This is a genomic window from Vibrio fortis (assembly GCF_000695685.1).
In the GTDB taxonomy this organism is placed as follows: domain Bacteria; phylum Pseudomonadota; class Gammaproteobacteria; order Enterobacterales; family Vibrionaceae; genus Vibrio; species Vibrio fortis_A.
Genome location: NZ_JFFR01000033.1, coordinates 250531 through 274800 on the forward strand (window position 1 = coordinate 250531; position 24270 = coordinate 274800).

Sequence of the window (24270 nt, forward strand, 5' to 3'; positions counted from 1 at the left end):
TTAGTTAACCAGTGCAGTAACATCTTGAACCGGAACATATTGCTCCGTTTCTGTCGCTTTAATGATGGCGTCGATCACCAACAGATTTTGTAGGCCATCGTAAATGCTGACTTTTGGTGTCTGTTCTTCGCCACGAATTAGAGCGCAGAAGTGCTCAAGTTGACGCTTAAGTGGATCTTCACGCGTTACTGGCTCTTGGCGCTCTTCCATCGCATTCCACCAAGAAGGCGTCACCCCCTCTTTAAACGACTTAATCTGCATTGTCGGGATCGATAGCGAACCGTTGGTACCTGCCACGTGGTAACAATCTTCTGTTTCGTAAGTCGCGTAGGTCTTGTTTTCTTGCGAGGTTTGCTCCCAGCTGCGCGGGCTTGCCGAGGCATCAGACAACATGAATGAACCCAGTGTGCCATTGGCAAATCGCAGTGAGATTGCAGTTGTGTCTTCTACTTCAAACTTGCGGGTCGCGCTTGAATTCAGAGCCTGAACGCCAACAATGTCACCAACCAAATGACGCAGATTGCCAATCTCATGAATCATGTTAATTAGGATCGGGCCGCCACCTTTAACTTTGCGCCACTCGCCTTCGTTGTAGTAGTAATCAGGTTTGTAGAACATCGCGCTGCCCATGATAGATACCGTCTTGCCCAGTTCACCGCTGTCGATGATCGACTTAGCTGTCTCTAGCAGTGGGCTGTAAGCACGGTGGTGACCAACCAGCATTTTTGCTTCTTCACGATTTGCGTGTTTAAGAAGCTCAATGGCATCTTCGATCGAATCAGTAACAGGCTTCTCGACAATGGCAGGCACGCCAGCATTAATACATTCGTGCGCTTGAATAGCATGCAGACGATTTGGTGTCGCCAAGATCACACCGTCCGGCTTGTCTTGTGCAAACAGCTCTTCTAGGCTGGCGTAGACCTTAACGCCATACTCTTCCGCAACCTCTTTGGCTCCTGGAGAAGGATCAACAATCGACGCCAACTGACATTGCGCGTTTTCAGAAACCAGTTTGATGTGTGTTTTCCCGATCAGACCTGCCCCAGCGACAGCAATTTTAACTTGTTCCATGTTATGACCTTATTTTTCATTCACGCTCTACAGGCGTCTATTTTTATGATGATGTTGTGATAGCAATAACGACGGACAGCGAGAGTCCAGAGGCCACCGTCGTAATAATTAGAGTGTTTAAACAGAAGCGTTGTTGTTGATAGAGCCCACCTAAAATCGGGTAGATGGACAACATAGGAGACGCAGCAAAAATCAATAAGACATACTTGAGGTCTCCTTCTACGGGTAGCGTCATCAGCAGTGCCACGACGATCAATGGAAAAAAAACTAGCTTCATCGCCGTCACAAAAGCGATTCGTCTGAACTGCTCAAATTTCAGTGATTGACCGAGCGCTCCCCCAATCGCAAATAGGGCGAGAGCAACCGATGTTTTCGCAAAAATGGATACCCCTTCAGTCATAAATTCTGGCAAGCGAATTCCCGTGATATTCACGATCAAGGCAAAGCTGATCGCTAAGATAATTGGGTTGCGACTGATACGACCCGCGACAATCTTTAGTTGCTCACTGATGCTTGACGAACGGCCTTGGGCAAACTCCAGTGAAATCAAGCTCAATGGAATAAACACTAGGTTCTCAATCAGTACACACATTAAAAATGCTTCAATGAACTGACCGTCGTACAGCGATAGCACCACTGGAAAGCCAACGAACGCGCTGTTTGGCATGCCGCTGCCCAGACCATTGATGAAGCTTTCCGTCCAGGTGGACTTGAGTAGGCCCTTGCTCACCAATATCGCCACGGTCATCGCACTCAAGCCTGCAATGGCGTACACCAACATGAAGTTGACGTGGATGACTTGCCCTAACTCAATACTACTCAAGCTGCTGATGATCACTGCTGGCAGCGATACATACAGCACGAACTTGCTCACCTCACCGACGAATTGTTGGCTAAAAAAGCCTTTTTTGGTCGTGAGGAACCCTACTGCCACGATAAAAATCAGTGGCAGCAACACTTCAAATACAAACATTGTTTTTCTCTAGTAGCCGAATAACTTCGGTAAGAAGAGCACGCTTTGTGGTACGAAAGTGATGAAGAACAGCACCACAACTTCCAGTAGGAATAGAGGAATAACTTGCTTAGATATCGCAGCAATCCCGACCTTGGAAATGGTATTGGAGACAAACAGACAGATGCCCATTGGTGGTGTAATCAAACCAATCATTAGGTTGAAGATAACCACAATGCCAAAGTGAACAGGGTCGATACCAAAGCTCATCGCAATCGGATGGAAGATTGGAATCAGGATTAGCATGGCTGCAATGCCTTCAAGGAACAGGCCCACCGCCAGTAGGATTAGGTTCACCATGATTAGGAACATAATCGGATCTGAGATAGTGCTAAGCACCTGTTGGCTAATGTATTGCGGTACGCGCGAGAACGTCAGCAGCCAGTTTGCTACAGAGACAACAGCAATCAGAATCAATACGATAGAAGAATCACGCATTGAACGCATAAACACTTCAGGTAAGTCGCTGACTTTGATTGATTTGTACATGAACATGCCGACCGACAGCGCATAGAATGCAGCAAAGGCAGCGGCTTCCGTCGGCGTCACGATACCCATTAGAATCGAGCCAAGGATAAAGATTGGCATCGTTAGCGGTACAAAGGCTTTAACCAACGCTTTGCGACGACTGGTTCGCACACCGGTATTCACAATCTTATGCTTGGTCGCATAAAAGAAAACAAACACAGATAGGGCAATTGCCGACAAGACACCCGGAACAATACCCGCTAAGAACAGAGCAGGAACCGAGACGCCACTAGCGATAAGCGCGTAGATGATCACCGGAATGCTCGGTGGGATCATAGGACCAATCACCGAAGAGGCTGCGGTCAGTGCCGATGAAAACTCTTTGCTGTAGCCCTCTTTTTCCATTTGAGGAATAAACACTCGGCCCAGTGCAGAAGTGTCTGCTACCGCTGAACCTGAGATCCCGGCAAACATTACCGAAGACCAGATATTTACTTGTGCTAAGCCACCACGGAAGTGTCCAACCAAGGCGTTAGCAAAATCGATAATACGATTCGTAATACCACTCTTGTTCATCAGCTCACCAGCCAGAACAAACAGTGGAACAGCCAGAATAGAGTATGAATCTAATCCGCTAAAAATTCGTTGTGCAACAAGGCTGATTGAGATTGGAGTGCTCGTTACGTAGAACGACATAGCCAAAATAATGGCAAACACTAACGGAACACCAAATACGAGCATACCGCCCATTAAAGCTATTGATGGCATAGTAGATCCTTATACATCGCCTTGAGTGAGAGAAGAGACAGGCGCATTAGCGCGTCGAGAGAGCGTGACGTGTTGTGCGAGACGTAATAGAGCGGCTACAAACAGACAGATACCACCAACAACTAACGCAGACTGGAAGTAGTACATGCTCAAGCCAATACCTGGTGATTCGATGCCACCGCGTTTCATGACAAATAGGTAACCTGAGTAAGTCATGATGCCCGCCGATACTAGCACTGCGATATCAACCACAATCGCCAATACCTTTTGGAAAATTGCCGACTTGACTGAATCTAGAACCGCAAATTTAATGTGCAGCCCTTCTAGGTAACAGAGAGACGTACCAAACATCACACCGTAGATCATTGAGTACTTACACAGCTCTTCACCCCACAGAATTGAGGTATTGAAAAAATAGCGCGAGATGGTCGTGACCAGCATAACTGCAAACAGTACAAACAGAGACGAACCTGCGCAGAATGCCAATAGTTTTTTATATTGTTCCATCATAGTTCCCTATCTCCTTGGGAAAGCGCAGCATTGAAGCCATCAATGCTGCGAACATCAGAGTTACTTAGTTGCAGTCTCAACCGCTTGAAGTGCGCCATCGATCCATTTCGAATCTACAGTGCCTTCAAGCCATTTGATTACCGCAGGCTGAGTTTTGTCGCGGAATTGCTTCTGCTGCTCTGCTGTCAATGACGTGATCTTCATGCCTTTCTTACCTAGCGTTTCTAGACCTTCTGCAGAGTTAACCTGCTGAACAGCTCGGCCAACTGTGCCGGCAACTTGCGCTGCACGGTCGATGATCGCGCGGTCTGCATCAGATAAACCTTGGTAAAAATCGTCATTCATTAATAAGAAATCGGTGCCATAAACGTGGCCATCCAGCGTGATGTACTCTTGCAGCTCGTAGAACTTATTCGCGCTAATAACGCTCACTGGGTTTTCTTGACCATCAATAACACCGGTTGTTAAAGCAGCTGGTACTTCCGGAAATGCAATAGGCGTTGGCTCAGCGCCTAAAGATTTCAGCAACTCAACATAAAGCGGGGTTGTCATTACACGAATTTTCAGACCTTTCAGGTCATCAGGAGATTTGATTTCACGTTTCGAGTTAGTGAAGTGACGGAAGCCTGTCTCACCGTAAGCCAGGTTACGCAGACCTGTCTGTTTTAAACATTGCTCATTAAGTTGTTGGCCAAACTCGCCATCCAACACTTCCCAAGCAACAGGTGCTGAAGGGAAAAGGTAAGGAATTTCAAGAACATTAGCTTCTTTACACAATTTAGAGTAAGCACCAGACACCATCGTCATGGTCAGCATTCCCTCTTGCGTTGACTGAAGCAGTTCTGTTTCACCACCAAGTTGACCTGATGGGTAGATGTTAACCGCAATACGACCACCAGATTCCGCTTCTACGATATTTTTGAATACCTGTGTCGCGGCCCCTTTCTTAGAGATCGTCCAATCCTGAGAGTCGACATGACCTATTGTGATATCGATATCCGCAGCTGATGTGTTTGCAGCAAATGCCAGTGATACAGCCAGTGATAGTGTCTTTATAGTTTTCATTCTATGGAACCTCCTGTTTCATTGCCGATAAAACTAACACTAGGAATTAACAAAACAAAATTCACTTACTGAAAGCATTATTCAAAAATTAGATAACCCTCGTTATCAAAAGGTCGAAAGCCACAAGAAATAAACGCACAAAATCAGAAACTTAAAACCAAAATATAAACATAATCACCATCAATAAATGGTTAAATCTGATATTTTGCAAATTGGTTAATTTTGGAGAATTAAGTCACACTTTGGAAACAATATATCGTTCGCTACTTCATAGAGCGTTTGAATTCCGTTACTAATATGTCCATTGATAAGGGCGTCAGCTATTTCGAGCCAGATCATAAATAGAGTTATAGATCTAAAACATCAAACTGTGATTTATTTAATATTTCGTACTGTAACTGGTAGTCAGTGGTAAGGAAACCGTATGTTTAATATCCCCAATTTGCGCCACCTTAGGGCGATCTCAGAAGTCGTTCACACCGGAAGTATCAGCAAAGCATCTGACACGGTTTTCCTCTCTCAACCTGCAATTACACAAGCCATCTCTAAACTTGAAAAGAGTATGAATAGTGAGCTGTTTGAACGTACCAGTGATGGTATGACGCCAACAAAACAGGGCGAAGCTTTCGCTTTTCGAATTGACCGTGCGCTGGAAAACATCAGCCAAGGCATCTCAAATGCGCTCAAGATTGCCACAAAGCAACGCAAAAATAGTGTGCAGCGTTATCTGTTTAATATCACCACCACTCAACTAAAAGCGCTCGTTGCTGTCGCTAACGGACAAAGCTTTACCGAGGCGAGCCGATTACTTGAAGTGTCTCAATCATCGGTCTATCGAGCATCAAAAGATCTTGAAGAAATACTCGGATTTACTCTGTTTGAAAAGACCAGTACTGGCATTGCCCTCTCGAAGGCAGGAGCGGCGTTAGACAAGGCAAGCAAGCTTGCTTTTGTTGAAATAAAACAAGGACTTGATGAAGTTAACCTGCTAAGTAACCGACACGGTTCAGTGATCACAGTAGGCTGTTTACCTCTCGCGAGAACCTGCTTGCTTCCAAGTACCATTAATGAATTTTCCAAGGCTTACCCTGACTGCCAAATACACGTGATTGATGGCCCATATAAAGACCTGCTCAACCATCTAAAATATGGTGAGATCGATATTCTAATTGGCGCTCTGCGCTTTCCCGTTCCTAGTACCGATATTCGCCAAGAAACGCTATTTGAATCGAAGAACACCATTTTATCGCGAGCTGATCATCCTTTAGCGACTAAAGAGAAAGTTAGTATCAAAGAACTTCAAGAGTCGAGCTGGGTTGTCTCCTCCAGTGCAACACCCGCCCGCAAGATGTTCGAAGATATGTTTACCAAGGCCTCACTTGAAGTACCGAGTCGTTTGATTGAGGCAAGCTCTCAGATGCTAGTCAAAGAGCTATTACTGGGCAGTGATCGATTAACCCTTCTTTCCCAACATCAAATCAGACGCGATCTCGATGAGGGGCATTTAGTTGCTCTTCCTTATGAAGGTGAAGAACAATCCAGACCCATTGGTTTGACGCTCCGCAAAAACTGGTTTGCCACTTCTGTACAGACTCACTTCTTACAATTATTGCGAACAAACGGAGTTAAAATGTCGCTGTAATAACCCTATTATTTTCAAAATTGAATACCCTTTGAATTAAATTGATTATCCGCACTCAATACCAAATGATAGTGTTTGACCATAGCCAAAGATAATTAACGAACAAAAAGGTGGTTATGGTAAAAATCAGTAGGATTGCATTTATTGGTTTTGGCGAAGCAGCAAAAACATTTATTTCAAGCTGGAACAATAAAGCGCCAGAAATAATTAACGCCTTTGATATAAAGACAAACAATGTATTCACCCGAGAAAATAAACTCCTCGAATATATTGACCAAGGTGTGCAAGGGACATTTCGTCCTGAAGAAGCCATTCACGGTGCGCAACTTATTTTTTCCTTAGTCACCGCTGACCAAGCTGAACAAGCACTGCAGCAGATCGCAGGCTCTCTGACTGAAAAACAGATTGTGCTCGACTGCAACTCTTGCTCACCACAAGCCAAACAAAGACTGGCAAAACTGGTTAAAGCGCAAGGCGCTGAGTACATCGACATTGCCATTATGGCGCCAGTATTAACATCACAGCCTAATATTCCGCTCTACCTATCCGGACAAAAAGCCGACAAGGTCGCGGAATACCTAACTCTACTGGGTTTCGACGTTGAAGTTATCTCAGAAAACGTAGGCGATGCATCAAGCATAAAAATGATGCGCTCAGTCATGGTAAAAGGCTTAGAAGCGCTAACCACAGAGTGCGTTCTGGCAGCTCGTAAATCAGGTGTAGATCATCACGTACTCAAGTCGTTAAGTCACACCTACCCAGGGTTAGAGCTGAGTCACCTAAGTCGTTACCACATGGAACGCATGCTCAACCACGGTCAAAGACGCCACGCAGAATTAAAAGAGGTCGCTACGACATTAAACGAGTTAGGCATGAGTCACTCGATGGTCGAGGGCGCAATGAACTGGCATCAGTCGCTCGGTGAACTCAACATCGAAGCGTCAGAGCAACCTCTCGCTCAGCTGTCAGACCAGATCATAGAACAACTGCAGGTCGAGGATACTGAATCGACCGCAACGAAATTACAAAATATCCAATAATTTAATCGCTTGAATACAAAAGGAATGATTATGAAAGTGTGTGTAGTAGGCGCTACGGGTGCATTCGGCCAAAAACATTTAGAGGCACTGCGTAATATCGACGACGTTACCGTTACAGCAATGGTTGCCCCTGAAGCGGACAAGCTTGATCAACTCATCACAGATTACAATCAAACAGCTCAAGGCTTCTCTTCACTGGAAGAAGCACTGAAATCTGACAACGTCGATGCTGTGATCCTAGCAACACCAACTCAAATGCATGCTGAACAAGCTATCGCATGTATGGAAGCTGGCAAGCATGTTCTGGTTGAAATCCCAATGGCAGACAACATTGAAGACAGCTACAAAGTGGTTGAGACTCAGAAGAAAACTGGTGTTGTCGCTATGGCTGGTCACACTCGCCGATTTAATCCAAGCCACCAGTGGATCCACAACAAGATTGCAGCTGGCGAGCTAAACATTCAACAAATGGATGTTCAAACCTACTTCTTCCGTCGCACTAACACCAATGCGAAAGGTGAACCGCGCACTTGGACTGATCACCTGCTATGGCATCACGCTTGTCACACTGTTGATCTTTTCCAATATCAAACCGGTGAGAAAGCATCAAAGATTCAAGCATTGCAAGGCCCAATTCACCCAGAGCTCAACATCGCAATGGACATGAGCATTGGTATGAAAACGCCATCTGGCGCGCTATGTACGCTATCACTCTCATTCAATAACGACGGTCCATTTGGCACCTTCTTCCGCTACATCTGTGACGAAGGCACCTACATCGCTCGCTACGACGATCTATTCGATGGCAAAGAGAACCCGATTTCACTGGAAGGTGTCGCGGTTTCAAACAACGGCATCGAGCTAATCGACCGTGAGTTCTTCGATGCGATTCGCACAGACCGCGAGCCGAACTCAAGTGTCGCTAGCTGCCTGCCAGCAATGGAGACACTGCACGCATTAGAACAACTGCTAGAGCAAGAGTAAGGAGCCCGGCGATGATTACTATAGGTGAGCACTCACTTGCGCCAGTCGCCCTTGGGTGTATGAACGTTTCTCACGCGTACGGCACACCTCCAAGTGAAGAGCACAGCATCAAGCTACTTAATAAGGCGCTGGATCTTGGCTACAACATGCTGGATACCGCAGCTCTTTATGGATTTGGTAACAACGAGAAACTACTCGCTAAAGCGGTAGGTCATCGCCGTAATGAATTCTTCCTCGCCAGCAAGTGCGGCATGTTTAAAGGCCCGGATGGTAAACGCGCGATTGATGGTCGCCCACAAACCATTCGTCAAACCTGCGAAGAGGCGCTGCAGCGTCTCAATACCGATGTGATTGACCTCTACTATCTGCACCGCTGGGATAAATCAGTGCCGATTGAAGAGAGCATTGGTGAACTTTCTAGACTGGTTGACGAAGGCAAAATCAAACACCTTGGCCTATCTGAAGTATCGGCAACCACGTTGGAAAAGGCGCACCAAATCCACCCAATAGCAGCGGTTCAGTCGGAGTATTCACTGTGGTCACGCAATGCAGAGATCGCAGTGATTGATAAATGCCAAGAGTTGGGAAGTACCTTTGTGTCTTTCAGCCCTGTAGGGCGCGGCATCCTGAGTGGCGAGCTGCAAAACAATCAATTTGTTGATGGTGATATTCGTAATGCGATGCCGAGATTTAACGCAGAAAACTTTGAATCTAACTTGTCGGCTGTAAATAAGTTCGCTTCTCTGCTGCCAATTTTTGCCGAAGAGAATGTATCACTACCTGCACCAACTCTGGCTCAATTTGCCTTGGCATGGACGCTGGCTAAAGCGCCTCACTCGATTGCACTACCAGGCACCACTAACTTTAAGCATCTAGAAGACAACTTGAACGCGCAGCACTACACGGTTTCGAACGCCCTTCTAGAGCTAATTGAGCGCACGGTTCCGCAAAAGGCATTTGTTGGCGGTCGCTACAACGCACCCACTCAAGCCGAAATCGATACCGAACAATTTTAACCGAACAAAGAACATAAAAGACACGCTCATCAAGAAGAGCTCAAGAGTAAATAAAGGATTAATAACATGACAACAAAGAAAACAGCTTTAGTAATCAGTGCCCATTCAGCAGACTTTGTATGGCGTTGTGGCGGTGCTATCGCCCTTCACCAAAAGCTGGGCTACGAAGTGACCATTGCATGTCTTTCATACGGTGAGCGTGGCGAGTCTGCAAAGCTATGGAAACAAGAGGGCATGACACTTGAAGACGTTAAGCGTATTCGTCATGAAGAAGCGACAGCAGCAGCGGCAGCGCTTGGCGTAAGTGACATTCGTTTCTTTGACTTCGGTGATTACCCACTGGAAATCGACAAAGAAGGTAAGTACCAGATCGTCGACCTGATTCGTGAGATTCAACCAGAGTTCATCATGACGCACTCTAAATGGGACCCGTACAATACAGACCACATGTACGCAACTGAGATCACTCTACAGTGCCGTATGATCGCACAAGCTTGGGGTCATAACCCAGGTGAGAAAGTACTAGGCGCACCTCAGGTTTACCTTTTCGAACCGCACCAAAGTGAGCAGATGGAATGGAAACCAAATACCTTCCTAGACATCTCTGAAGTGTGGGAAAGCAAGAAAGCCGCTATTGAGTGCATGCAAGGTCAAGAGCACCTGTGGACCTTCTACGAAAACCTAGCAGAAAACCGTGGCAACCACTTTAGACGTAACTCAGGTGGCCAAGCGGGCGGCAGAAGCTGTCAACACGCTGAAGGCTTCCAAGCTATCTTCCCACAGTGTGTTGATTCGCTGTAAAGCCTTTAAATAATTATCTCGACCGATAAACGAGCCAAAGCCTCGCAACGCTGCGGGGCTTTTTATTATCGGTAATCATCTACTCTTCACTGGGCGCAGCAAACACCTAACCTAAGCCGTTATCGTTCTGAAATAATCCGTAGGCGTTAGGCCAAACTTGTCCTTAAAACGCTGGCTAAATCGCCCCTCAGATTGATAACCACACGCCAAGGCCAACTGAGCAACATTGCTGTAGCCACTCTGTATCAAATACAAGGCATGAGCCAAGCGAACTTCGGTAAGCACCTCACGAAATTGAGTGCCTTCTCGTTTTAATTTACGAATCATGGTCGCACGACTCATGGCAAATTGTTGCGCGACTTCGTCCAGAGCATGCTTATCACTGGGTGAGCGAGCTAAGTAGCGACTTAACTGCTGACGAAAGCTTGCATTTATACTTGGAAAAAGTTGATGTAGAACGCCTTTTTCTGCCAACTGCTGATAAAAACCAAGCACCCAAAAACGCTGAGTCTCATGACTTATCGTTTGGGATTGAAACGAAAATAGCGCATTAAGCGTACTTTGTAGTGCCGTATCAGAATGGAAAAAAGGCGCGACCTCTTCACAAGCTCTGTCGTAACTCAGCTCCAACATTTCCGTGGTTGGAGAGCATTGAAACGTAAATACCCGAGATAGAAATCGCCCTTTCTGCGGCAGGTTCTCAAAACTCAACGAAGCGGAGGCTTCACACAACAACAGCTCAGTATTCGAGAGATCTTGAACAGAGTCTTTCCAAAAAAGTCGCTTACTCCCAGCCATGATCTGAATAATACTTGGAGAGTGGACTCGCACATTTCTGAGTTTCTGAAGTTGTTCGGCTCGAAACAGAGTCACTTGATACTGAGCGCTCATTACGCCTCCTAATTGGTCGACTAACGTGTGTAAGTTGCCGTTAGTGAGGCCTTGTCGATAGCAATGCTGTTAAGTGTAAAGCCTACCACGGCCGGCGGCGTATTCTCATCGAGGCCTAAGGTCGCCTTTGGCAATGCCCAAACCGTAAACTGATAGCGGTGCATACCGTGACCTTTTGGAGGACAAGCACCGCCAAAACCTGTACTTCCGTAATCGATACGAGCCTCTTTCCCACCAAGCTTGCCGATATCAACGCCTTGTTCTAACTCCGTTGTTTTGCTTGGAATATCAAACGCGACCCAATGCCAAAAACCACTGCCTGTTGGTGCGTCTGGATCATAAGCAGTGATAGCAAAACTCTTGGTGCCTTCCGGTGCACCTTTCCACATCAGTTGCGGCGACACATTGTCGCCATCACAGCCCCAGCCCTGATATTCAAACGTCTTAGCCATTGGATGGCCTTCCTGAATATCTTGACTAACCAGCTCAAATGCTTGAGTTGAGCCTGCGGTAAAAAGACCTAGTGCGAGTAGATATAGTGTTGGTAGTTTCATTGTGCGATTCCTTTTGTGAGTTCGGAATCAGTCTATCGTCAGTAACATCGCACAATATCCCTATAAGTACCACACTGAGTTTAATTTAAGCAACATTTGATACTTTTAGGGATTTCGGAGATTTGTATGCTGGGAGAGCCCAAAAAGAAATACGGCTTTATAGCTGTATTACCCAAGCAAATAAAAAGCCCCAGAGCATGAGACTCTGGGGCTTTAGAAAGCTCAAATCTTAAATTGATCTAACGGTTTTCTATCAACATGGTGCCAGCGCCGGTATTCGACACGGGGGCGTGATAGCTGCTTTTCAGCACATTAAGCTCGCCCGTCAATGCACCACGCATACCAAGCCACATAATGAATTCCGCACCTTGCGCACCACCCTGCTCTACTAAATCGTAGATCGAAAGCTTAGTCAGCTCTTCTGGGTTGTCGATCAGCTTCTTCATGCAGTAAAGGTCAAACTCTTTATTGATGAAGCCAGCACGCTCACCGTCCAACTGATGAGAAAGACCACCAGTGCCAAGCACAACAACTTTTAAGTCTTTATCGTAGCTTTCTACTGCCTTGCCAATCGCTTTACCTAGGTCGTAACAACGTTTAGGTGATGGCATTGGGTGCTGTTCTACGTTGATACATACCGGAATCACCTTCATGTGACCGTAGCTGAAGTTTGGCCACATCAGCTGCATTGGTACAGTTAGACCGTGGTCAACTTTCATCTCTTGGCAGATGGTAATATCGAACTCGTTCTCAACTAGCTCGTTACAGATGTGCCATGACAGCTCTGGATCACCGTTGATCTCTGGAATAGTCGGAATACCCCAGCCTTCATCAGCATTCTTATAACTTGGTGCTGCACCAATGGCGAAGGTCGGTTTCTTATCTAGGAAGAACTCTAGGCCGTGATCGTTATAAAAAACGACCGCAACATCTGGTTGAACTTCATCTAGCCAGTGGTGAATCGGTGGATACGCATCGAACAGAGGCTTCCAGTATTCAGTTTGTTGTAGATTGTTCTCAATTGCTTTACCAATTGAAGGAATGTGGGAAGTGGTAATTCCGCCAACGATCTTTGCCATAACTATTTCCCTGCCTCTACTAACATCTGTTTAAATTCTTCAACTGTCATACCCGTTTGCATTGCACCAATGTCTTGCATGTTGAGTCCCAACATACCGACGAATTTGGCAAGGTAATAGATACTGCCACCTTCTGCGATCAACCCTAGAACATCACGCTCTTTGATTGCTGTCTTTTGAGCTTCCGTCAGGCCATACTTGTCGCAGTAAGCCATTTCGTCAACTGAAAACGCATCACGTCCCGCTTGTTCGTTAAGTGAATGACACATCTTGTTCAAGCCATAGCCTTTACGCGCCATCGCGCCATCAAACATGGTTGTGCCGGGGATCGGCTTGTTATTTAGGTAAGTCATGTTACACGCTCTCCGGCCAGTAAAGTTTCATTGGGTTAGTAACGAGTAGTGCTTGCTGCTGCTCTACCGTAGTGGCGATTTGTGGGATCACATCCACTAAGTGACCATCGTCTGGAGTGTGTGATTTCATGTTTGGATGTGGCCAGTCGGTGCCCCAAAGTACGCGGTTTGGAAACAGATCAACCAAGGTTTTAGCAAACGGCACCACATCGGAGTAATCCGGTGGCGTTTGAGTCAAACGCTCTGGGCAGCTCACTTTGCACCAGATATCTGGGTTACGCTCCATTAGCGAAATAAACTGACTAAACTCTTGGCTATCAACACCTTTTGTCACGTCAGGACGCCCCATATGGTCAATTACTACCGTCATGTTGAGCTCTTCTAAAAATGGCGTTACATCATCAATATCTTGCGCTTCAAAGTAGACCACAACATGCCAGCCTAATGGGCGGATCTTTTCAGCAATCGCTTTAAGCTTTTCAGTTGGTACTGTATCAACCAAGCGCTTCACAAAATTAAAGCGAACGCCACGAACGCCGGCTTTGTCCATCGACTTTAACTCTTCATCTGTGACAGTCTCGTCAACAAATGCAATGCCACGAGCTAACTCACCAGCGGTCCCTAGCGCATCAACAAGCGCGCGATTGTCGGTACTGTGGCAAGAGGCCTGAACAATCACATTACGGCTAAAGCCTAAGTGATCACGCAGGGCAAAAAGCTGCTCTTTTGACGCGTCGCACGGGGTGTACTTACGCGCCGGAGAGTAAGGGAATTTAGCCGCAGGGCCAAAAACGTGACAGTGGCTATCCACTGCGCCTTCTGGCACCACAAACTTCGGCTTGCTTGGATTTGGGTGGAACGGTAGGTAATCAGCGTCCATGTTTCTTCCTTGTTATTTTCAGCAGGCTTACAGTCCAAATACGGTGCCATCGAACAGCTTTCTTGCTGTGCGAAGGATCGCGGCGGACTTCACTTGATTTTGTTCAACGTCTAGCACCACGCTCATCTTTCCGATTGGGTGTTCAACATCGATATGTATTTGTTTTTCTATTTCGACTTCAGCAAGTTGCTTGGCTGGGGCGTCATTCAAAATGCAGGCACTCGCGACACTCACTGCGCCCAATACACCGATCGACGCATGGCAGCGATGGGGGATAAAAGTTCGCGTTGAAATACCACCACCATATTGAGGTGCGCTCACCAGTGTCATTTTCGGCACGCTTAGCTCACGAACATCGCCGAGATTCATCATTGGCCCAGCTTGCAGGCGAATCGACTCCAGACGTTGCTTAAGTTCTGCGTTGTCGTCCAATTGCTCGCGGGATTCGTCACCAGTAAGGCCAAAATCTTGAGCTCTTAGCACCACGACAGGCATACCGTTATCAATCAGAGTCACGCTCACGCCATCAATCACGTCGACTTCGTTCCCCGTTGGCAATAAAGCACCACAGGTAGAGCCCGCCGTATCTTCAAAGCAGACAGCTAACGGAGCCGCAATATTAGGGACTCCATCAATGTGGCAGTCACCAGCATAAGTCACTTGCTTGTTTGGGGTTTGCACAGTAACCGTTGCTACCTGCTGCGTGTTCTCCATGAAGATGCGAACCGAGGTTTGACCCTCTTGTGCTTCTACTAATCCACGTTCAATCGCAAACGGTGCAACACCCGCTAAAATATTGCCACAGTTTTGCTTGCCACTAATAAGCTTTTGGTCAACAAATACCTGTTGAAATAGGTAGTCAACGTCGACGCCTTCACGTTTTGACGATTCCACTATCGCAACCTTAGAGGCGAGCGGGTCTGCGCCGCCAATTCCGTCGATCTGTCTTGGGTCGGGGGTGCCCATCATCGACAGTAAAAACTGCTCACATGCTTGCTCGCTCTCTGGTAAATCCTTGCGCAGGAAATAGGCTCCCTTTGATGTACCAGAGCGCATCCACATGCACGGTGCACTGAAGGGATGACTAGACATATTTCAGTCCTTTCTCTTCTAGACGGCCACGCATTTGATAGATGTCCAGACCCAACTCGCCATTCGCTAATCGAACACGCTTTGCTTCTTCACGTTCCATGCGCGCTAATGATTCATGCAGAACCTCTTCCGCCTCCTCGCGACGCACAACCACAACGCCATCTTCATCCGCGACCATCACATCACCTGGGTAAACCAGAGCGCCGGCACAATTCATTGGCACGTTCACTGAACCCAGTGTCTCCTTGATGGTACCTTCACTGAAGATCGCCTTAGACCATACTGGGAAATTCATTTCACGCAGGTCACGAGTATCACGTACGCCACCTTCGATGATAAGGCCGACCACGCCGCGCGCTTGCGCCGATGTCGCTAGCAAATCGCCAAAGAAGCCGTGATTAGAAGGGGAAGTCGGTGCGAATACTAAGAAGTCACCCGCTTTTGCTTGCTCGATCGCTACGTGCATCATCCAGTTATCACCCGCTGCACCTGAGATGGTCAATGCAGAACCCGCAACCGCGTCGCCTTGGAAAATTGGGCGCATGTAGTGAGCCAATAAGCCTTTACGGCCCTGAGCTTCATGAATGGTAGCCACACCACATTGACGCAGGCCTTCAATAAGCTCTTTGTCTGCGCGCTGAATATTTTGTACTACGACGTTGTTCTGCATTTGTGTTCCCTCTTAATACATTTCGGCAGATGAATCCCTTCAAAGGTGGTTACTGCTCGCTGATGTACTCACTATAAAGAGGTGCTGACAAAGGCGATATTTCAATTATTTCGCAAGGTATAAGATTTTGAGATAGGGAGTGCAATTACACCCGTTACTGCTTAGGTGCTGCGCCCTGCGCTATCGGTAATCTTCAAAAATTGAATGGGTGTTAGGAAAAAACAATTATCGCGAGAAAGAGGGTTTTGCTAGCGTGGTGACAAATAACGATAAGGAGTGAATCATGATTCAATGTCGACTCATAGGGCAGAACATCCAACGTTCTCAATCGCCGGATTTTCACAATGCCCTTGCTGAAAAGCTTAATATTGAACTGCACTATCAACTCGAAGAGCTGACTACGAACAGCGCAGAAGCACTCCACCAGCACACTACTGACTTGTTCGACAACGAGATTGATTCAGCTAACGTTACCTACCCCTACAAAGAACAAATACTGTCGGTCGCCGATCAGCTCGCGCCTTGTGCCAAGCGAGTCGGTGCGGCTAACACGCTGGTTAAACGTGACCAACAGGTCATCGCATACAACACGGACTACAGTGGCTTTATCGCTGCATTTAACCAATTTGGTCAGCACAAGCCGGGCAAAGTGGTGGTGCTTGGCTGTGGTGGTGTCGGCAAAGCAATCTGCTTTTCACTTGCCGATCTCGGTGCGACAGAGATCGCAATATATGACCGGGATCTAACAAAAATGACTAGCCTAGCGAAGCTGCTTGCGGCTGAGAATATAGATACCGTATGTTTGAATGAAACGACGCTAGAAACAGCGGTACAAAAAGCAGAAGCTGTCCTCAATTGTACGCCCATCGGTCACTATCAAACACCCGGTTGCCCAATTGAAGCCTCTTGGTTGCAGGAGCAGGCTTGGTGTTTTGATGCCGTATACACACCGCGGGAGACAGAGTTTCTAAAAGCCGCACAGCAGAAATCGATCAATACGTTGAGTGGCTTTGAGCTCTTTTTCCATCAGGCCCATGATGCATTCACCCTGTTCACAGGTGCCCAAGTTTCAACTCAACAACTCAATACTTTTAAGCAAACACAGCTTGCGAATTTACGTTAAGGACAATGACTCAATGAAAAAAATCTTAATACTCAACGGACCAAACCTAAACCTACTTGGCACACGTGAGCCTGCACAATACGGCTACGAAACACTGGCTGACGTAGAAGAAAACTGCCGCAAAGTCGCAGCGGAGTACGGTTATGACGCTGAGTGTTTTCAAAGCAATACCGAAGGCAGCCTAATTGATGCTATCCACAAAGCGGGCCGTGAGTTTACTCAAGATGAATGCGCTGGTGTTGTGTTTAACCCGGGTGCTTATACGCATACATCGATTGCTCTTCACGATGCGATTAAAGGGGTTGAAGTACCTGTGGTTGAGGTACACATCTCTAACGTGCATGCACGCGAAGCTTTCCGTCATCACTCGTACATCTCACCTGTCGCTGCCGGAACCATCATTGGTATGGGCACAAAAGGCTACAAATTAGCTTTGGATTTTTTGTTAGATAAGTAATCAAACGGATTAAGCCGAGGGGCGCTTACAGCCCTTCAAACTCATCAATCGCGATGCGCGCTTCTGCGAGCGAACAGCCAGATTCACTGACTAGTTGAGCAACGGTCATCGAAGGCGTTTGTTGAAGCAGTTGTTGCAAGCAAACTGTTGGCTTAGGCAATACTTTGTCAATTGCAGTCACCATCCAAAGTAAGGGAGCATCGCTAAGTTGCTCCCTTAATTTATGTAGCTGCGCCTCTTCACCTACTAACATCCAATTCCGAGAGCGTCGAATGCGTTTTAACTGACAGCCACTCTCGGCTGCTAGGGCGATCACCTGCGCCTTATCTGGCACTCGGTGGACAAAGCTATTTAGTACAACTGAAAACATAGTGTGGGTTACGAGTCTATCTCTACCGTGATCTCGGTTTTTACAGAATTGGCAATGAAGCAGTTACTGTGCGCCAGATGATGCAACTTTTCGAGCTGTTTATCCGTCGGGCGCTTATCACCAACAAATTGAATTTGAGGTCTAAGCGTAACATGACTCACCCAAGCTCGCCCCGCTTTATCTTCTTCAAGAACGCCAATCGCATCATCAACGTAAGACTCAATCACGTACTTACGCTTAGCTGCAATACCCAAAAAGGTCAGCATATGACAACTGGCAATAGCAGCAATAAAGGCTTCTTCAGGATCAACATTTTCTTCAACAGAGAGTGGTAGTGGCACCACATGAGGTGATGACGACGCAGGGACAATAACGCCACCGTCGAACTCCCACGTATGCCCGCGACTGTATTGGTTATCGCTAAATACTTCATCGTCGCCTTTCTGCCAGCGAATCAGGGCACCATAATCAGACATACGTTTCTCCTTAGCGATCCGCAGGGTGGTTAACCCCATCATTAGTCACCACATCACCAATATCAAAAGGGTTCACCCCTTCCAAGCAACCAATATTGAACCCGTATTCATTTGGGCTAGAGCGACGTTGATGATGGGTATAGATACCGCAGTTCGAACAGAAGTAGTGCTTCGCGGTGTTGGTATTGAATTGATATAACTTCAGATACTCTGCGCCTTTGAGGATCTTGATGCCATCCAAGGCAACAGAGCCAACAATCGCCCCTTTGCGACGACAAATAGAGCAATCGCAGCGACGCGGCTTTTCGATGCCGTTAGGTAGGCTAAGTTCTAACTCCACCGCACCACAGTGACAGGTCGCTTTATGAAATGGTTTGATCACCGTATTGCCAACTATTTTCATTGTTCTCTCCAGTACATCCATGTATTGCTCACATCATAACCAGTTGGGCGAGTTCTGTCCGCAGCCTCGTTTTCAGTTCGAGAGTTTTGTCATGTCGCGTTAATTAATTGATTTATCAGTCAAACGGCCAAAATTATCGATTAGGAAATCCAAAAATAGTCGAATTCGCTTAGGTTGATACTTCTTGCTGATGTACACCACATTCAAGTCGGCGCTCGATACAGAGGTCGAGGTATTGAAGTTTTTCATATAGCCGTTGAGCAGCGTGACAAGGCGTTGGTTATTGATGTCATCTTGCACATCCAACACTGATTTGAGCGCAATACCCTCGCCTTTTAATGCCCAGTAGCGAATCACTTCACCGTCGTCTGAGAATCGCTTTGGAACAACGGTAATCGACTTCTTCATATCGTGATCTTGGAAATGCCATGTCTTGAGCTCTTCATTGCTACGTAGCATTGCCAAACAGTCATGCTCTACTAAGTCTTGTGGCGTTAACGGCGTTCCATGCTTGGCAAGATATTCAGGAGAAGCACACAACACACGTCGGCTCGGGGATAAACGTCTTGATATCAAACTGCTGTCGACTAACTCTCCGTAGCGAATCACCACATCCATGCCCGACTCTGCAATATTCGACAGGTTATCGTTCAAATACAGGTAAGGGATCACGTCAGGATAGTGCTGACAGAACTCCGACAAGATTGGCAAAACGTACTGCTTGCCGATGTCTTTCGGTGCGGCGATTTTTAAAGGGCCTTTAACCTCTTTGACGCCATTTTGAATCAGGTTTTCGGCTTCGCTAACGTTATCCAATATCTCCAAACACGCCTTGTGATATAGCTCGCCAGAGTCAGTCAAAGACACATGTCGAGTACTTCGATTCAACAGCTTCACGCCATATCGCTCTTCCAGTGCCTGCAACCTTGCCGTCATGGTCGCAGGTGATAAGCCTAGCTCACGCCCTGCTGCAGCCAGCCCTTGGTGCTTCACGATACTGACGAACATCGTCATGTCTGAAAACTTATCCATGCTACTTCTTCCTCGCCACATTGTTCATCTCAACCGAATAATGAATTCACATTTTAGCCAATTATCAAAATTAATCGAATAAATATAATGACAACCATCAGCAGAACACGCAGGAATTCAGAACATGAACAACGTAGTTACGAACCAAGAAAAGAGCACTTTCGTCATCATTGGTGGCACGTCTGGCATCGGTAAAGCAGTAGCGATGCAATTGAGAAACGAAGACAACACAGTACACATTGCAAGCCGACATACAGGCGTTGATATAAGCAATGAAAAGTCGATTTGCGAATATTTCGAATCCATTGGTCCCTTTGATCATTTGGTGGTCACGGCTGGCTCATCTGCTCCCGCAGGAAAGGTAACCGACGTTGTTCTTGAAGACGCAAAAACGGCATTTGATACCAAATTTTGGGGCAGCCTAAACGTTGCTAAGCATGCTGCACGTTACATGAAGCCCAACGGTTCTATCACGCTCACGACGGGCATGTTGTCACGCAAAGTGGTCGCCGGCACTTACGTAAAAACCGCCATCAACGCTGCACTAGAGAGCGTGACTAAAGTGCTTGCAAGAGAACTCGCGCCTATTCGAGTGAACGCCGTTAGCCCGGGCTTAACCATGACCGAAGCTTACAAAAATATGGACGATTCATCTCGTAACGCCATGTATGACAACGCCAAGAATAACTTACCTGTTGGCAAAGTCGGTGATGCTTCAGAGGCCGCCATGGGCTACCTGTTCGCGATTAAAAACTCATATGTGACTGGCTCAATTATCGACATCGATGGCGGCGCGCTGCTTGGCTAAAACACCTCGCAAAGACACAAAGAACAATCGTTAGGACGTGTACCCAAACGTCCTAACAAACCAGAATTTACATAGGCATATCATCATGAAAAAAGAACAGATCCCATTCCAAGTTTGGATACTGACACTCGCAGCATTTGCAATCGGCACCGCTGAGTTTGTTATCGCCGGTATCCTTCCGCAAATTGCCACATCCCTTTCGATCACAGAAGGCCAAGCAGGTTATCTAATCAGTGCTTATGCTTTAGCTATCGTTATCGGCGGGCCAATCTTAACCATCTACCTTGCTCGCTTTAATAAGAAGATGGTGCTGATTGGATTAATGGCGCTATTCATTATTGGTAATGTCTTGTCAGCCCTAGCGCCTAACTATCCATTACTGCTCGCTAGCCGTGTAATTGCAGGCTTAGTTCAAGGCCCCTTCTATGGCATAGGTGCGGTTGTCGCGACCAACCTAGTGTCGGAAAAAATGGCAGGCCGTGCGGTTGGTCAAATGTTCGCAGGCTTAACACTGGCTAACGTTCTTGGCGTTCCCGCTGGTACATGGATTAGCTTGCAGTTCGGTTGGCACACCACCTTCTTTACCGTAGCTGCACTTGGCACCATCGCGATGATTTCTATCCTAACGTCAATCAAATCAAGCGGTCATAGCGAAGCGAAAGACATCAAGACTCAACTAATGGCATTTAAAAACCCAATGCTACTGATCAGCTTGGCGATCACCGCTTTTGCTTGGTCTGGGTTTATGACGCTTTACGGCTACCTTGCACCTATTGCCATGCACATCACGGGCTACGGTCAAGACTCAGTCACTTGGATCTTAGTGATTGTCGGTGTGGGCTTAATCATAGGTAACACATTAGGCGGCCGCTCTTCAGATAAAGATTTAGGCAAAGCTTCCATGTTTTGGGCAATCGCGATGATCGCTTCACTGGTTGTGGTGGGCCTAGTGGTAGACAACAAAATCCTATTCGTTGCAGCTGCATTTGTCTTTGGTATTTCATCATTTGCGAACGTTCCTGCCATGCAACTTCGAGTAATGAACCACGGTGGCGAAGGACAAGAACTTGCTGCTACAGCCAACATTTCAGCCTTTAACCTAGCGAATGCCTTCGGTGGATTCCTTGGTGGCATGGTACTCGACAGCCAGCTAGGCGCAGGCATGATTCCATTCGCAGCCGTTGTTGTTCCTGTCATTGGCTTGCTACTTATCGCCAAAGCCAACCGAGCTGATAAGCCTCAGAGCAACTCGATTTTCAGCCCAGCGGAAAGCAAGTAATCCGCTCTATAACCCGAATACAAAACTATAAACATTGAATTAAAAAGTACTGAATTAAAACAAGGTGGATACCATGAACAAATTATTCGAAACATCAGCACTCAAAGGTCTAGCACTGCAAAACCGTGTCGTTATGGCGCCTATGACTCGCGCTCGTACCAGTCAACCGGGCAATGTGCCCAACGATATGATGGCGACCTATTACCAACAACGTGCTAGCGCTGGGCTTATCATCACTGAAGCGACGCAGATCTCCGATGACTCTCAAGGTTACTCATTCACTCCCGGCGTTTACACCGAGGCACAAATTGAAGGTTGGAAGTCAGTAACCACAGCAACCAAAGAGCAAGGCGCAGCAATATTCTGTCAGCTCTGGCATGTCGGCCGCGTGTCTCACCCTACCTTTCAAAAGGGCGAACTGCCGATTGCTCCGTCAGCTTTGGCTCCAATAGAAACTCAGGTGTGGATTTCTGATGAGAATGGCAACGGCAATATGGTCGATTGCATCCAACCAAGAGAGATGACCCAAGCAGACATCGATCGAGTGGTTCAAGATTTTGCGAACGCTGCAAAGAAAGCTATCGAAGCAGGCTTTAATGGTGTCGAGATCCACGGTGGTAATGGCTACCTAATCGATCAATTCCTAAGAACCAACTCAAACAGACGCAACGACAACTATGGCGGAAGCCGTGAGAACCGACTTCGATTTCTGATTGAAGTGGTTGATGCTGTGATTGCAGAGATAGGTGCCGATAAAGTGGGTGTGCGCTTGGCGCCATTCATCACCTTTAAAGACATGAACTGCCCAGACATAGTGCCAACAATTTTAGAAGCTGCAAAAGCGCTGCAAGCTCGTGATATTGCTTATTTGCACCTGTCAGAAGCCGATTGGGATGATGCACCGGTGATTCCTGAAAGCTTCCGAGTAGAACTAAGGGAGCTATTCTCCAACACCATCATCGTCGCTGGCAGCTACACGCCAGAGCGCGCCGAAGAAGTGTTAAGCAAAGACTACGCCGATCTCGTCGCATTTGGTCGCCCATTTGTTGCCAACCCCGATCTGGTATCACGCCTGCGAAACGGCAGCGAGTTAGCACAACTCGATGGCGGTACCCTATTCGGCGGCAATGAAAAAGGTTATATCGATTATCCTGCGTTAAAACAGCCTCAAACGGTGTAAAAGTTAAACGACAGGCAAAAGAAAGGCTCGCGTGACTAGTGCGAGCCTAATGCTGTTTAGGGGGTAAACTGCATAGATTGAAATGGAGATTATTTGTTTAAGTGTGTCGCAATTCAAACCTGAATTTGGGCAACTCTCCGTTTGTAAGTCTCAGTTTTAAATGATTAACGAGAATTAATCAACTTTTATAAGTTAGAGCTAGGTCAATTAAAAACCTTATCTTTTACAATGACTTATTAACACAGTGTTCGCTTAGCTATGCCAACTTAGTTATGCTAAGCCACGCATTTGCCAATACCCTTCGCCGTGGGTTGCCAGATCTCGATGCAAAAACTCCAGAATATCGGCGACCTTGCCTGCAAGTCCTTGTGGCGGATTAAACAATAGCAGCCCACTTCCTATCAGGCGGTCATCCCCTTTCGGATCTCGCAATCTTAACTCAGCCTTAATTGGGTTCGGCAACTCTTCCGCTTGCATTGCATCAAAGCAGTGGCTGAGGATCAGCGAGCTCTTATCTTCGGTGTACAACGGGTACCAAATTAACGCGGACACCTTATCTGACTTCTGATAGGCCTTGGCCAGCGCATCGATAACCGCAAGGTACTCATCGTCGCTCTCATAAGGCGGATCAATCACTACCAATTGATGCCTGTCACTCTTGACGACGATATCTGGAAGTGCTGTCAACCCATCTCCAGCACTGACATGCAACGCACTTGAAACGCCACGTTGTTGCTGGATCTCTTCGATATTGGAGCGCAACAAATCTGCTTCAGATTGCTGAATATCGGAGAAATAGAAGTTGTCTTGGCTGCGCCCATGCTGATAAGCAATCGCTGCCGACCCAGGATAGTCAGTAATCAGTTGATTAGGGTTGTAGTATTCCAAGATCGAGATAAATGATGAGAAGGCATTTGGTAGATAACCCTTGTTGCGCCATAGATACCCGACGCCTTCGGCAAACTCGCCCGCATGATTGCTCGGCGCTGTGGTTAGGTCGTATCGCGCAGTCCCTGAATGCGTGTCAATCACGGTCAAACTTGAGTGCTGCTGCATGAGCATTTTAACGAACTCACTCAATACTGGATGTTTGAGTGCATCCCCATGATCGCCTACGTGACATTGATGTCGATATTCCATTGCTTTGCCTCATTTCCAACTAACATCTTATAAACATAAGTCATATTGGATAGAGGTGCTGCGCCAATGTGCAGATTTTTGAAATAGAGTCACTTTATCTAACCTA

Annotated in this window: 27 protein-coding genes; 10 read left to right on the top strand and 17 right to left on the bottom strand. The window is 46.8% G+C overall.

Translation table 11 applies throughout. The annotated features are described in order from the left end of the window. The 5 genes from VFDL14_RS00740 to VFDL14_RS00720 all read right to left on the bottom strand — a co-directional run bounded on the left by VFDL14_RS00740 (nucleotide 1) and on the right by VFDL14_RS00720 (nucleotide 4894). Nucleotides 1–1071, bottom strand: coding sequence for a Gfo/Idh/MocA family protein (locus VFDL14_RS00740; RefSeq protein ID WP_032553657.1), 1071 nt, complete (start codon nucleotides 1069–1071; stop codon nucleotides 1–3). Between the two features lie 43 nt (nucleotides 1072–1114). Beyond that, on the bottom strand, nucleotides 1115–2044 hold the full coding sequence (locus VFDL14_RS00735) for an AEC family transporter (protein ID WP_032553660.1): 930 nt from the start codon (nucleotides 2042–2044) through the stop codon (nucleotides 1115–1117). A gap of 9 nt (nucleotides 2045–2053) precedes the next feature. After that, nucleotides 2054–3319, bottom strand: coding sequence for a TRAP transporter large permease (locus VFDL14_RS00730; protein WP_032553661.1), 1266 nt, complete (start codon nucleotides 3317–3319; stop codon nucleotides 2054–2056). 9 nt (nucleotides 3320–3328) lie between these two features. Continuing rightward, nucleotides 3329–3826 carry a TRAP transporter small permease gene (locus tag VFDL14_RS00725; RefSeq protein WP_235201779.1) on the bottom strand — a complete coding sequence of 166 codons (498 nt, stop codon included), beginning with the start codon at nucleotides 3824–3826 and terminating at the stop codon, nucleotides 3329–3331. A gap of 63 nt (nucleotides 3827–3889) precedes the next feature. Beyond that, entirely contained in the window at nucleotides 3890–4894 is a 1005-nt protein-coding gene (locus VFDL14_RS00720) for a DctP family TRAP transporter solute-binding subunit (RefSeq protein WP_032553664.1), read from the bottom strand. Between the two features lie 424 nt (nucleotides 4895–5318). Here VFDL14_RS00720 and VFDL14_RS00715 point away from each other — a divergent pair, with 424 nt between their 5' ends. The 5 genes from VFDL14_RS00715 (at nucleotide 5319) to VFDL14_RS00695 (ending at nucleotide 10377) form a co-directional block, all read left to right on the top strand. Beyond that, on the top strand, nucleotides 5319–6536 hold the full coding sequence (locus VFDL14_RS00715) for a LysR family transcriptional regulator (RefSeq protein ID WP_032553666.1): 1218 nt from the start codon (nucleotides 5319–5321) through the stop codon (nucleotides 6534–6536). A 116-nt stretch (nucleotides 6537–6652) separates the two neighbouring features. Then, entirely contained in the window at nucleotides 6653–7576 is a 924-nt protein-coding gene (locus tag VFDL14_RS00710; RefSeq protein WP_050487506.1) for a DUF1932 domain-containing protein, read from the top strand. 30 nt (nucleotides 7577–7606) lie between these two features. Next, nucleotides 7607–8560: a Gfo/Idh/MocA family oxidoreductase gene (locus VFDL14_RS00705; RefSeq protein WP_032553667.1), complete on the top strand. Its 954-nt coding sequence runs from the start codon at nucleotides 7607–7609 to the stop codon at nucleotides 8558–8560. Between the two features lie 11 nt (nucleotides 8561–8571). After that, nucleotides 8572–9576 carry an aldo/keto reductase gene (locus tag VFDL14_RS00700; RefSeq protein WP_032553669.1) on the top strand — a complete coding sequence of 335 codons (1005 nt, stop codon included), beginning with the start codon at nucleotides 8572–8574 and terminating at the stop codon, nucleotides 9574–9576. 66 nt (nucleotides 9577–9642) lie between these two features. Then, nucleotides 9643–10377: a PIG-L deacetylase family protein gene (locus VFDL14_RS00695; protein WP_032553670.1), complete on the top strand. Its 735-nt coding sequence runs from the start codon at nucleotides 9643–9645 to the stop codon at nucleotides 10375–10377. A gap of 111 nt (nucleotides 10378–10488) precedes the next feature. On the opposite strand, the gene VFDL14_RS00690 is transcribed toward VFDL14_RS00695, so the two are convergent. From VFDL14_RS00690 to VFDL14_RS00660, 7 genes are all read right to left on the bottom strand, one after another. Continuing rightward, nucleotides 10489–11268 (bottom strand): helix-turn-helix transcriptional regulator, encoded by a 780-nt coding sequence (locus VFDL14_RS00690; protein ID WP_032553671.1) that lies wholly within the window; start codon nucleotides 11266–11268, stop codon nucleotides 10489–10491. Between the two features lie 20 nt (nucleotides 11269–11288). Further along, nucleotides 11289–11822, bottom strand: a complete 534-nt coding sequence (locus VFDL14_RS00685; protein ID WP_032553672.1) for a YbhB/YbcL family Raf kinase inhibitor-like protein — start codon at nucleotides 11820–11822, stop codon at nucleotides 11289–11291. Between the two features lie 239 nt (nucleotides 11823–12061). Continuing rightward, a complete protein-coding gene (locus tag VFDL14_RS00680; protein ID WP_032553675.1) occupies nucleotides 12062–12901 on the bottom strand; it encodes a class III extradiol dioxygenase family protein in 840 nt (279 codons plus the stop codon). A 2-nt stretch (nucleotides 12902–12903) separates the two neighbouring features. After that, the gene (locus VFDL14_RS00675; RefSeq protein WP_032553676.1) at nucleotides 12904–13254 is read right to left on the bottom strand and encodes a protocatechuate 4,5-dioxygenase subunit alpha; all 351 of its coding nucleotides are present in this window, start codon (nucleotides 13252–13254) and stop codon (nucleotides 12904–12906) included. A 1-nt stretch (nucleotide 13255) separates the two neighbouring features. Then, on the bottom strand, nucleotides 13256–14134 hold the full coding sequence (locus VFDL14_RS00670) for an amidohydrolase family protein (RefSeq protein WP_032553677.1): 879 nt from the start codon (nucleotides 14132–14134) through the stop codon (nucleotides 13256–13258). 27 nt (nucleotides 14135–14161) lie between these two features. Beyond that, the gene (locus VFDL14_RS00665; RefSeq protein ID WP_032553678.1) at nucleotides 14162–15226 is read right to left on the bottom strand and encodes a 4-oxalomesaconate tautomerase; all 1065 of its coding nucleotides are present in this window, start codon (nucleotides 15224–15226) and stop codon (nucleotides 14162–14164) included. Next, nucleotides 15219–15896 (bottom strand): 4-carboxy-4-hydroxy-2-oxoadipate aldolase/oxaloacetate decarboxylase, encoded by a 678-nt coding sequence (locus VFDL14_RS00660; RefSeq protein WP_032553679.1) that lies wholly within the window; start codon nucleotides 15894–15896, stop codon nucleotides 15219–15221. The genes VFDL14_RS00665 and VFDL14_RS00660 overlap by 8 nt, the downstream gene beginning before the upstream one ends. A gap of 283 nt (nucleotides 15897–16179) precedes the next feature. On the opposite strand from VFDL14_RS00660, the gene VFDL14_RS00655 reads away from it, so the two are divergent. Both VFDL14_RS00655 and aroQ read left to right on the top strand, forming a co-directional pair. Continuing rightward, nucleotides 16180–17019, top strand: coding sequence for a shikimate dehydrogenase family protein (locus VFDL14_RS00655; RefSeq protein WP_032553680.1), 840 nt, complete (start codon nucleotides 16180–16182; stop codon nucleotides 17017–17019). Nucleotides 17020–17032: 13 nt separating this feature from the next. Continuing rightward, the gene (gene aroQ / locus VFDL14_RS00650) at nucleotides 17033–17476 is read left to right on the top strand and encodes a type II 3-dehydroquinate dehydratase (RefSeq protein ID WP_032553681.1); all 444 of its coding nucleotides are present in this window, start codon (nucleotides 17033–17035) and stop codon (nucleotides 17474–17476) included. Between the two features lie 25 nt (nucleotides 17477–17501). Here the strand turns inward: aroQ and VFDL14_RS00645 are convergent, their stop codons facing one another. From VFDL14_RS00645 to VFDL14_RS00630, 4 genes are all read right to left on the bottom strand, one after another. Next, nucleotides 17502–17846, bottom strand: a complete 345-nt coding sequence (locus VFDL14_RS00645; RefSeq protein WP_032553682.1) for a ribosome recycling factor family protein — start codon at nucleotides 17844–17846, stop codon at nucleotides 17502–17504. Between the two features lie 8 nt (nucleotides 17847–17854). Continuing rightward, the gene (locus tag VFDL14_RS00640; RefSeq protein WP_032553683.1) at nucleotides 17855–18322 is read right to left on the bottom strand and encodes an OsmC family protein; all 468 of its coding nucleotides are present in this window, start codon (nucleotides 18320–18322) and stop codon (nucleotides 17855–17857) included. A 10-nt stretch (nucleotides 18323–18332) separates the two neighbouring features. After that, the gene (locus tag VFDL14_RS00635; protein ID WP_032498153.1) at nucleotides 18333–18725 is read right to left on the bottom strand and encodes a GFA family protein; all 393 of its coding nucleotides are present in this window, start codon (nucleotides 18723–18725) and stop codon (nucleotides 18333–18335) included. Nucleotides 18726–18824: 99 nt separating this feature from the next. Beyond that, a complete protein-coding gene (locus VFDL14_RS00630) occupies nucleotides 18825–19757 on the bottom strand; it encodes a LysR family transcriptional regulator (protein WP_032553684.1) in 933 nt (310 codons plus the stop codon). 124 nt (nucleotides 19758–19881) lie between these two features. On the opposite strand from VFDL14_RS00630, the gene VFDL14_RS00625 reads away from it, so the two are divergent. The 3 genes from VFDL14_RS00625 to VFDL14_RS00615 all read left to right on the top strand — a co-directional run bounded on the left by VFDL14_RS00625 (nucleotide 19882) and on the right by VFDL14_RS00615 (nucleotide 23024). Next, nucleotides 19882–20565 carry an SDR family oxidoreductase gene (locus VFDL14_RS00625; RefSeq protein ID WP_032553686.1) on the top strand — a complete coding sequence of 228 codons (684 nt, stop codon included), beginning with the start codon at nucleotides 19882–19884 and terminating at the stop codon, nucleotides 20563–20565. 85 nt (nucleotides 20566–20650) lie between these two features. Further along, nucleotides 20651–21844, top strand: coding sequence for an MFS transporter (locus VFDL14_RS00620; RefSeq protein WP_032553687.1), 1194 nt, complete (start codon nucleotides 20651–20653; stop codon nucleotides 21842–21844). A 73-nt stretch (nucleotides 21845–21917) separates the two neighbouring features. Beyond that, the gene (locus VFDL14_RS00615) at nucleotides 21918–23024 is read left to right on the top strand and encodes an alkene reductase (protein ID WP_032553688.1); all 1107 of its coding nucleotides are present in this window, start codon (nucleotides 21918–21920) and stop codon (nucleotides 23022–23024) included. Between the two features lie 270 nt (nucleotides 23025–23294). On the opposite strand, the gene rlmJ is transcribed toward VFDL14_RS00615, so the two are convergent. Further along, nucleotides 23295–24164, bottom strand: a complete 870-nt coding sequence (gene rlmJ / locus VFDL14_RS00610) for a 23S rRNA (adenine(2030)-N(6))-methyltransferase RlmJ (RefSeq protein WP_032553690.1) — start codon at nucleotides 24162–24164, stop codon at nucleotides 23295–23297. Between the last annotated feature and the right edge of the window lie 106 nt (nucleotides 24165–24270).

Coding starts and splice junctions, on each gene's coding strand:
- VFDL14_RS00680 (WP_032553675.1), bottom strand. CDS start 12,901: ATGGCAAAGATCGTTGGCGGAATTACCACTTCCCACATTCCTTCAATT.
- VFDL14_RS00695 (WP_032553670.1), top strand. CDS start 9,643: ATGACAACAAAGAAAACAGCTTTAGTAATCAGTGCCCATTCAGCAGAC.
- VFDL14_RS00740 (WP_032553657.1), bottom strand. CDS start 1,071: ATGGAACAAGTTAAAATTGCTGTCGCTGGGGCAGGTCTGATCGGGAAA.
- VFDL14_RS00720 (WP_032553664.1), bottom strand. CDS start 4,894: ATGAAAACTATAAAGACACTATCACTGGCTGTATCACTGGCATTTGCT.
- VFDL14_RS00690 (WP_032553671.1), bottom strand. CDS start 11,268: ATGAGCGCTCAGTATCAAGTGACTCTGTTTCGAGCCGAACAACTTCAG.
- rlmJ (WP_032553690.1), bottom strand. CDS start 24,164: ATGGAATATCGACATCAATGTCACGTAGGCGATCATGGGGATGCACTC.
- VFDL14_RS00685 (WP_032553672.1), bottom strand. CDS start 11,822: ATGAAACTACCAACACTATATCTACTCGCACTAGGTCTTTTTACCGCA.
- VFDL14_RS00640 (WP_032553683.1), bottom strand. CDS start 18,322: ATGTCTGATTATGGTGCCCTGATTCGCTGGCAGAAAGGCGACGATGAA.
- VFDL14_RS00725 (WP_235201779.1), bottom strand. CDS start 3,826: ATGGAACAATATAAAAAACTATTGGCATTCTGCGCAGGTTCGTCTCTG.
- VFDL14_RS00730 (WP_032553661.1), bottom strand. CDS start 3,319: ATGCCATCAATAGCTTTAATGGGCGGTATGCTCGTATTTGGTGTTCCG.
- VFDL14_RS00660 (WP_032553679.1), bottom strand. CDS start 15,896: ATGCAGAACAACGTCGTAGTACAAAATATTCAGCGCGCAGACAAAGAG.
- VFDL14_RS00615 (WP_032553688.1), top strand. CDS start 21,918: ATGAACAAATTATTCGAAACATCAGCACTCAAAGGTCTAGCACTGCAA.
- aroQ (WP_032553681.1), top strand. CDS start 17,033: ATGAAAAAAATCTTAATACTCAACGGACCAAACCTAAACCTACTTGGC.
- VFDL14_RS00735 (WP_032553660.1), bottom strand. CDS start 2,044: ATGTTTGTATTTGAAGTGTTGCTGCCACTGATTTTTATCGTGGCAGTA.
- VFDL14_RS00710 (WP_050487506.1), top strand. CDS start 6,653: ATGGTAAAAATCAGTAGGATTGCATTTATTGGTTTTGGCGAAGCAGCA.
- VFDL14_RS00620 (WP_032553687.1), top strand. CDS start 20,651: ATGAAAAAAGAACAGATCCCATTCCAAGTTTGGATACTGACACTCGCA.
- VFDL14_RS00645 (WP_032553682.1), bottom strand. CDS start 17,846: ATGTTTTCAGTTGTACTAAATAGCTTTGTCCACCGAGTGCCAGATAAG.
- VFDL14_RS00665 (WP_032553678.1), bottom strand. CDS start 15,226: ATGTCTAGTCATCCCTTCAGTGCACCGTGCATGTGGATGCGCTCTGGT.
- VFDL14_RS00670 (WP_032553677.1), bottom strand. CDS start 14,134: ATGGACGCTGATTACCTACCGTTCCACCCAAATCCAAGCAAGCCGAAG.
- VFDL14_RS00715 (WP_032553666.1), top strand. CDS start 5,319: ATGTTTAATATCCCCAATTTGCGCCACCTTAGGGCGATCTCAGAAGTC.
- VFDL14_RS00630 (WP_032553684.1), bottom strand. CDS start 19,757: ATGGATAAGTTTTCAGACATGACGATGTTCGTCAGTATCGTGAAGCAC.
- VFDL14_RS00635 (WP_032498153.1), bottom strand. CDS start 18,725: ATGAAAATAGTTGGCAATACGGTGATCAAACCATTTCATAAAGCGACC.
- VFDL14_RS00675 (WP_032553676.1), bottom strand. CDS start 13,254: ATGACTTACCTAAATAACAAGCCGATCCCCGGCACAACCATGTTTGAT.
- VFDL14_RS00705 (WP_032553667.1), top strand. CDS start 7,607: ATGAAAGTGTGTGTAGTAGGCGCTACGGGTGCATTCGGCCAAAAACAT.
- VFDL14_RS00625 (WP_032553686.1), top strand. CDS start 19,882: ATGAACAACGTAGTTACGAACCAAGAAAAGAGCACTTTCGTCATCATT.
- VFDL14_RS00655 (WP_032553680.1), top strand. CDS start 16,180: ATGATTCAATGTCGACTCATAGGGCAGAACATCCAACGTTCTCAATCG.
- VFDL14_RS00700 (WP_032553669.1), top strand. CDS start 8,572: ATGATTACTATAGGTGAGCACTCACTTGCGCCAGTCGCCCTTGGGTGT.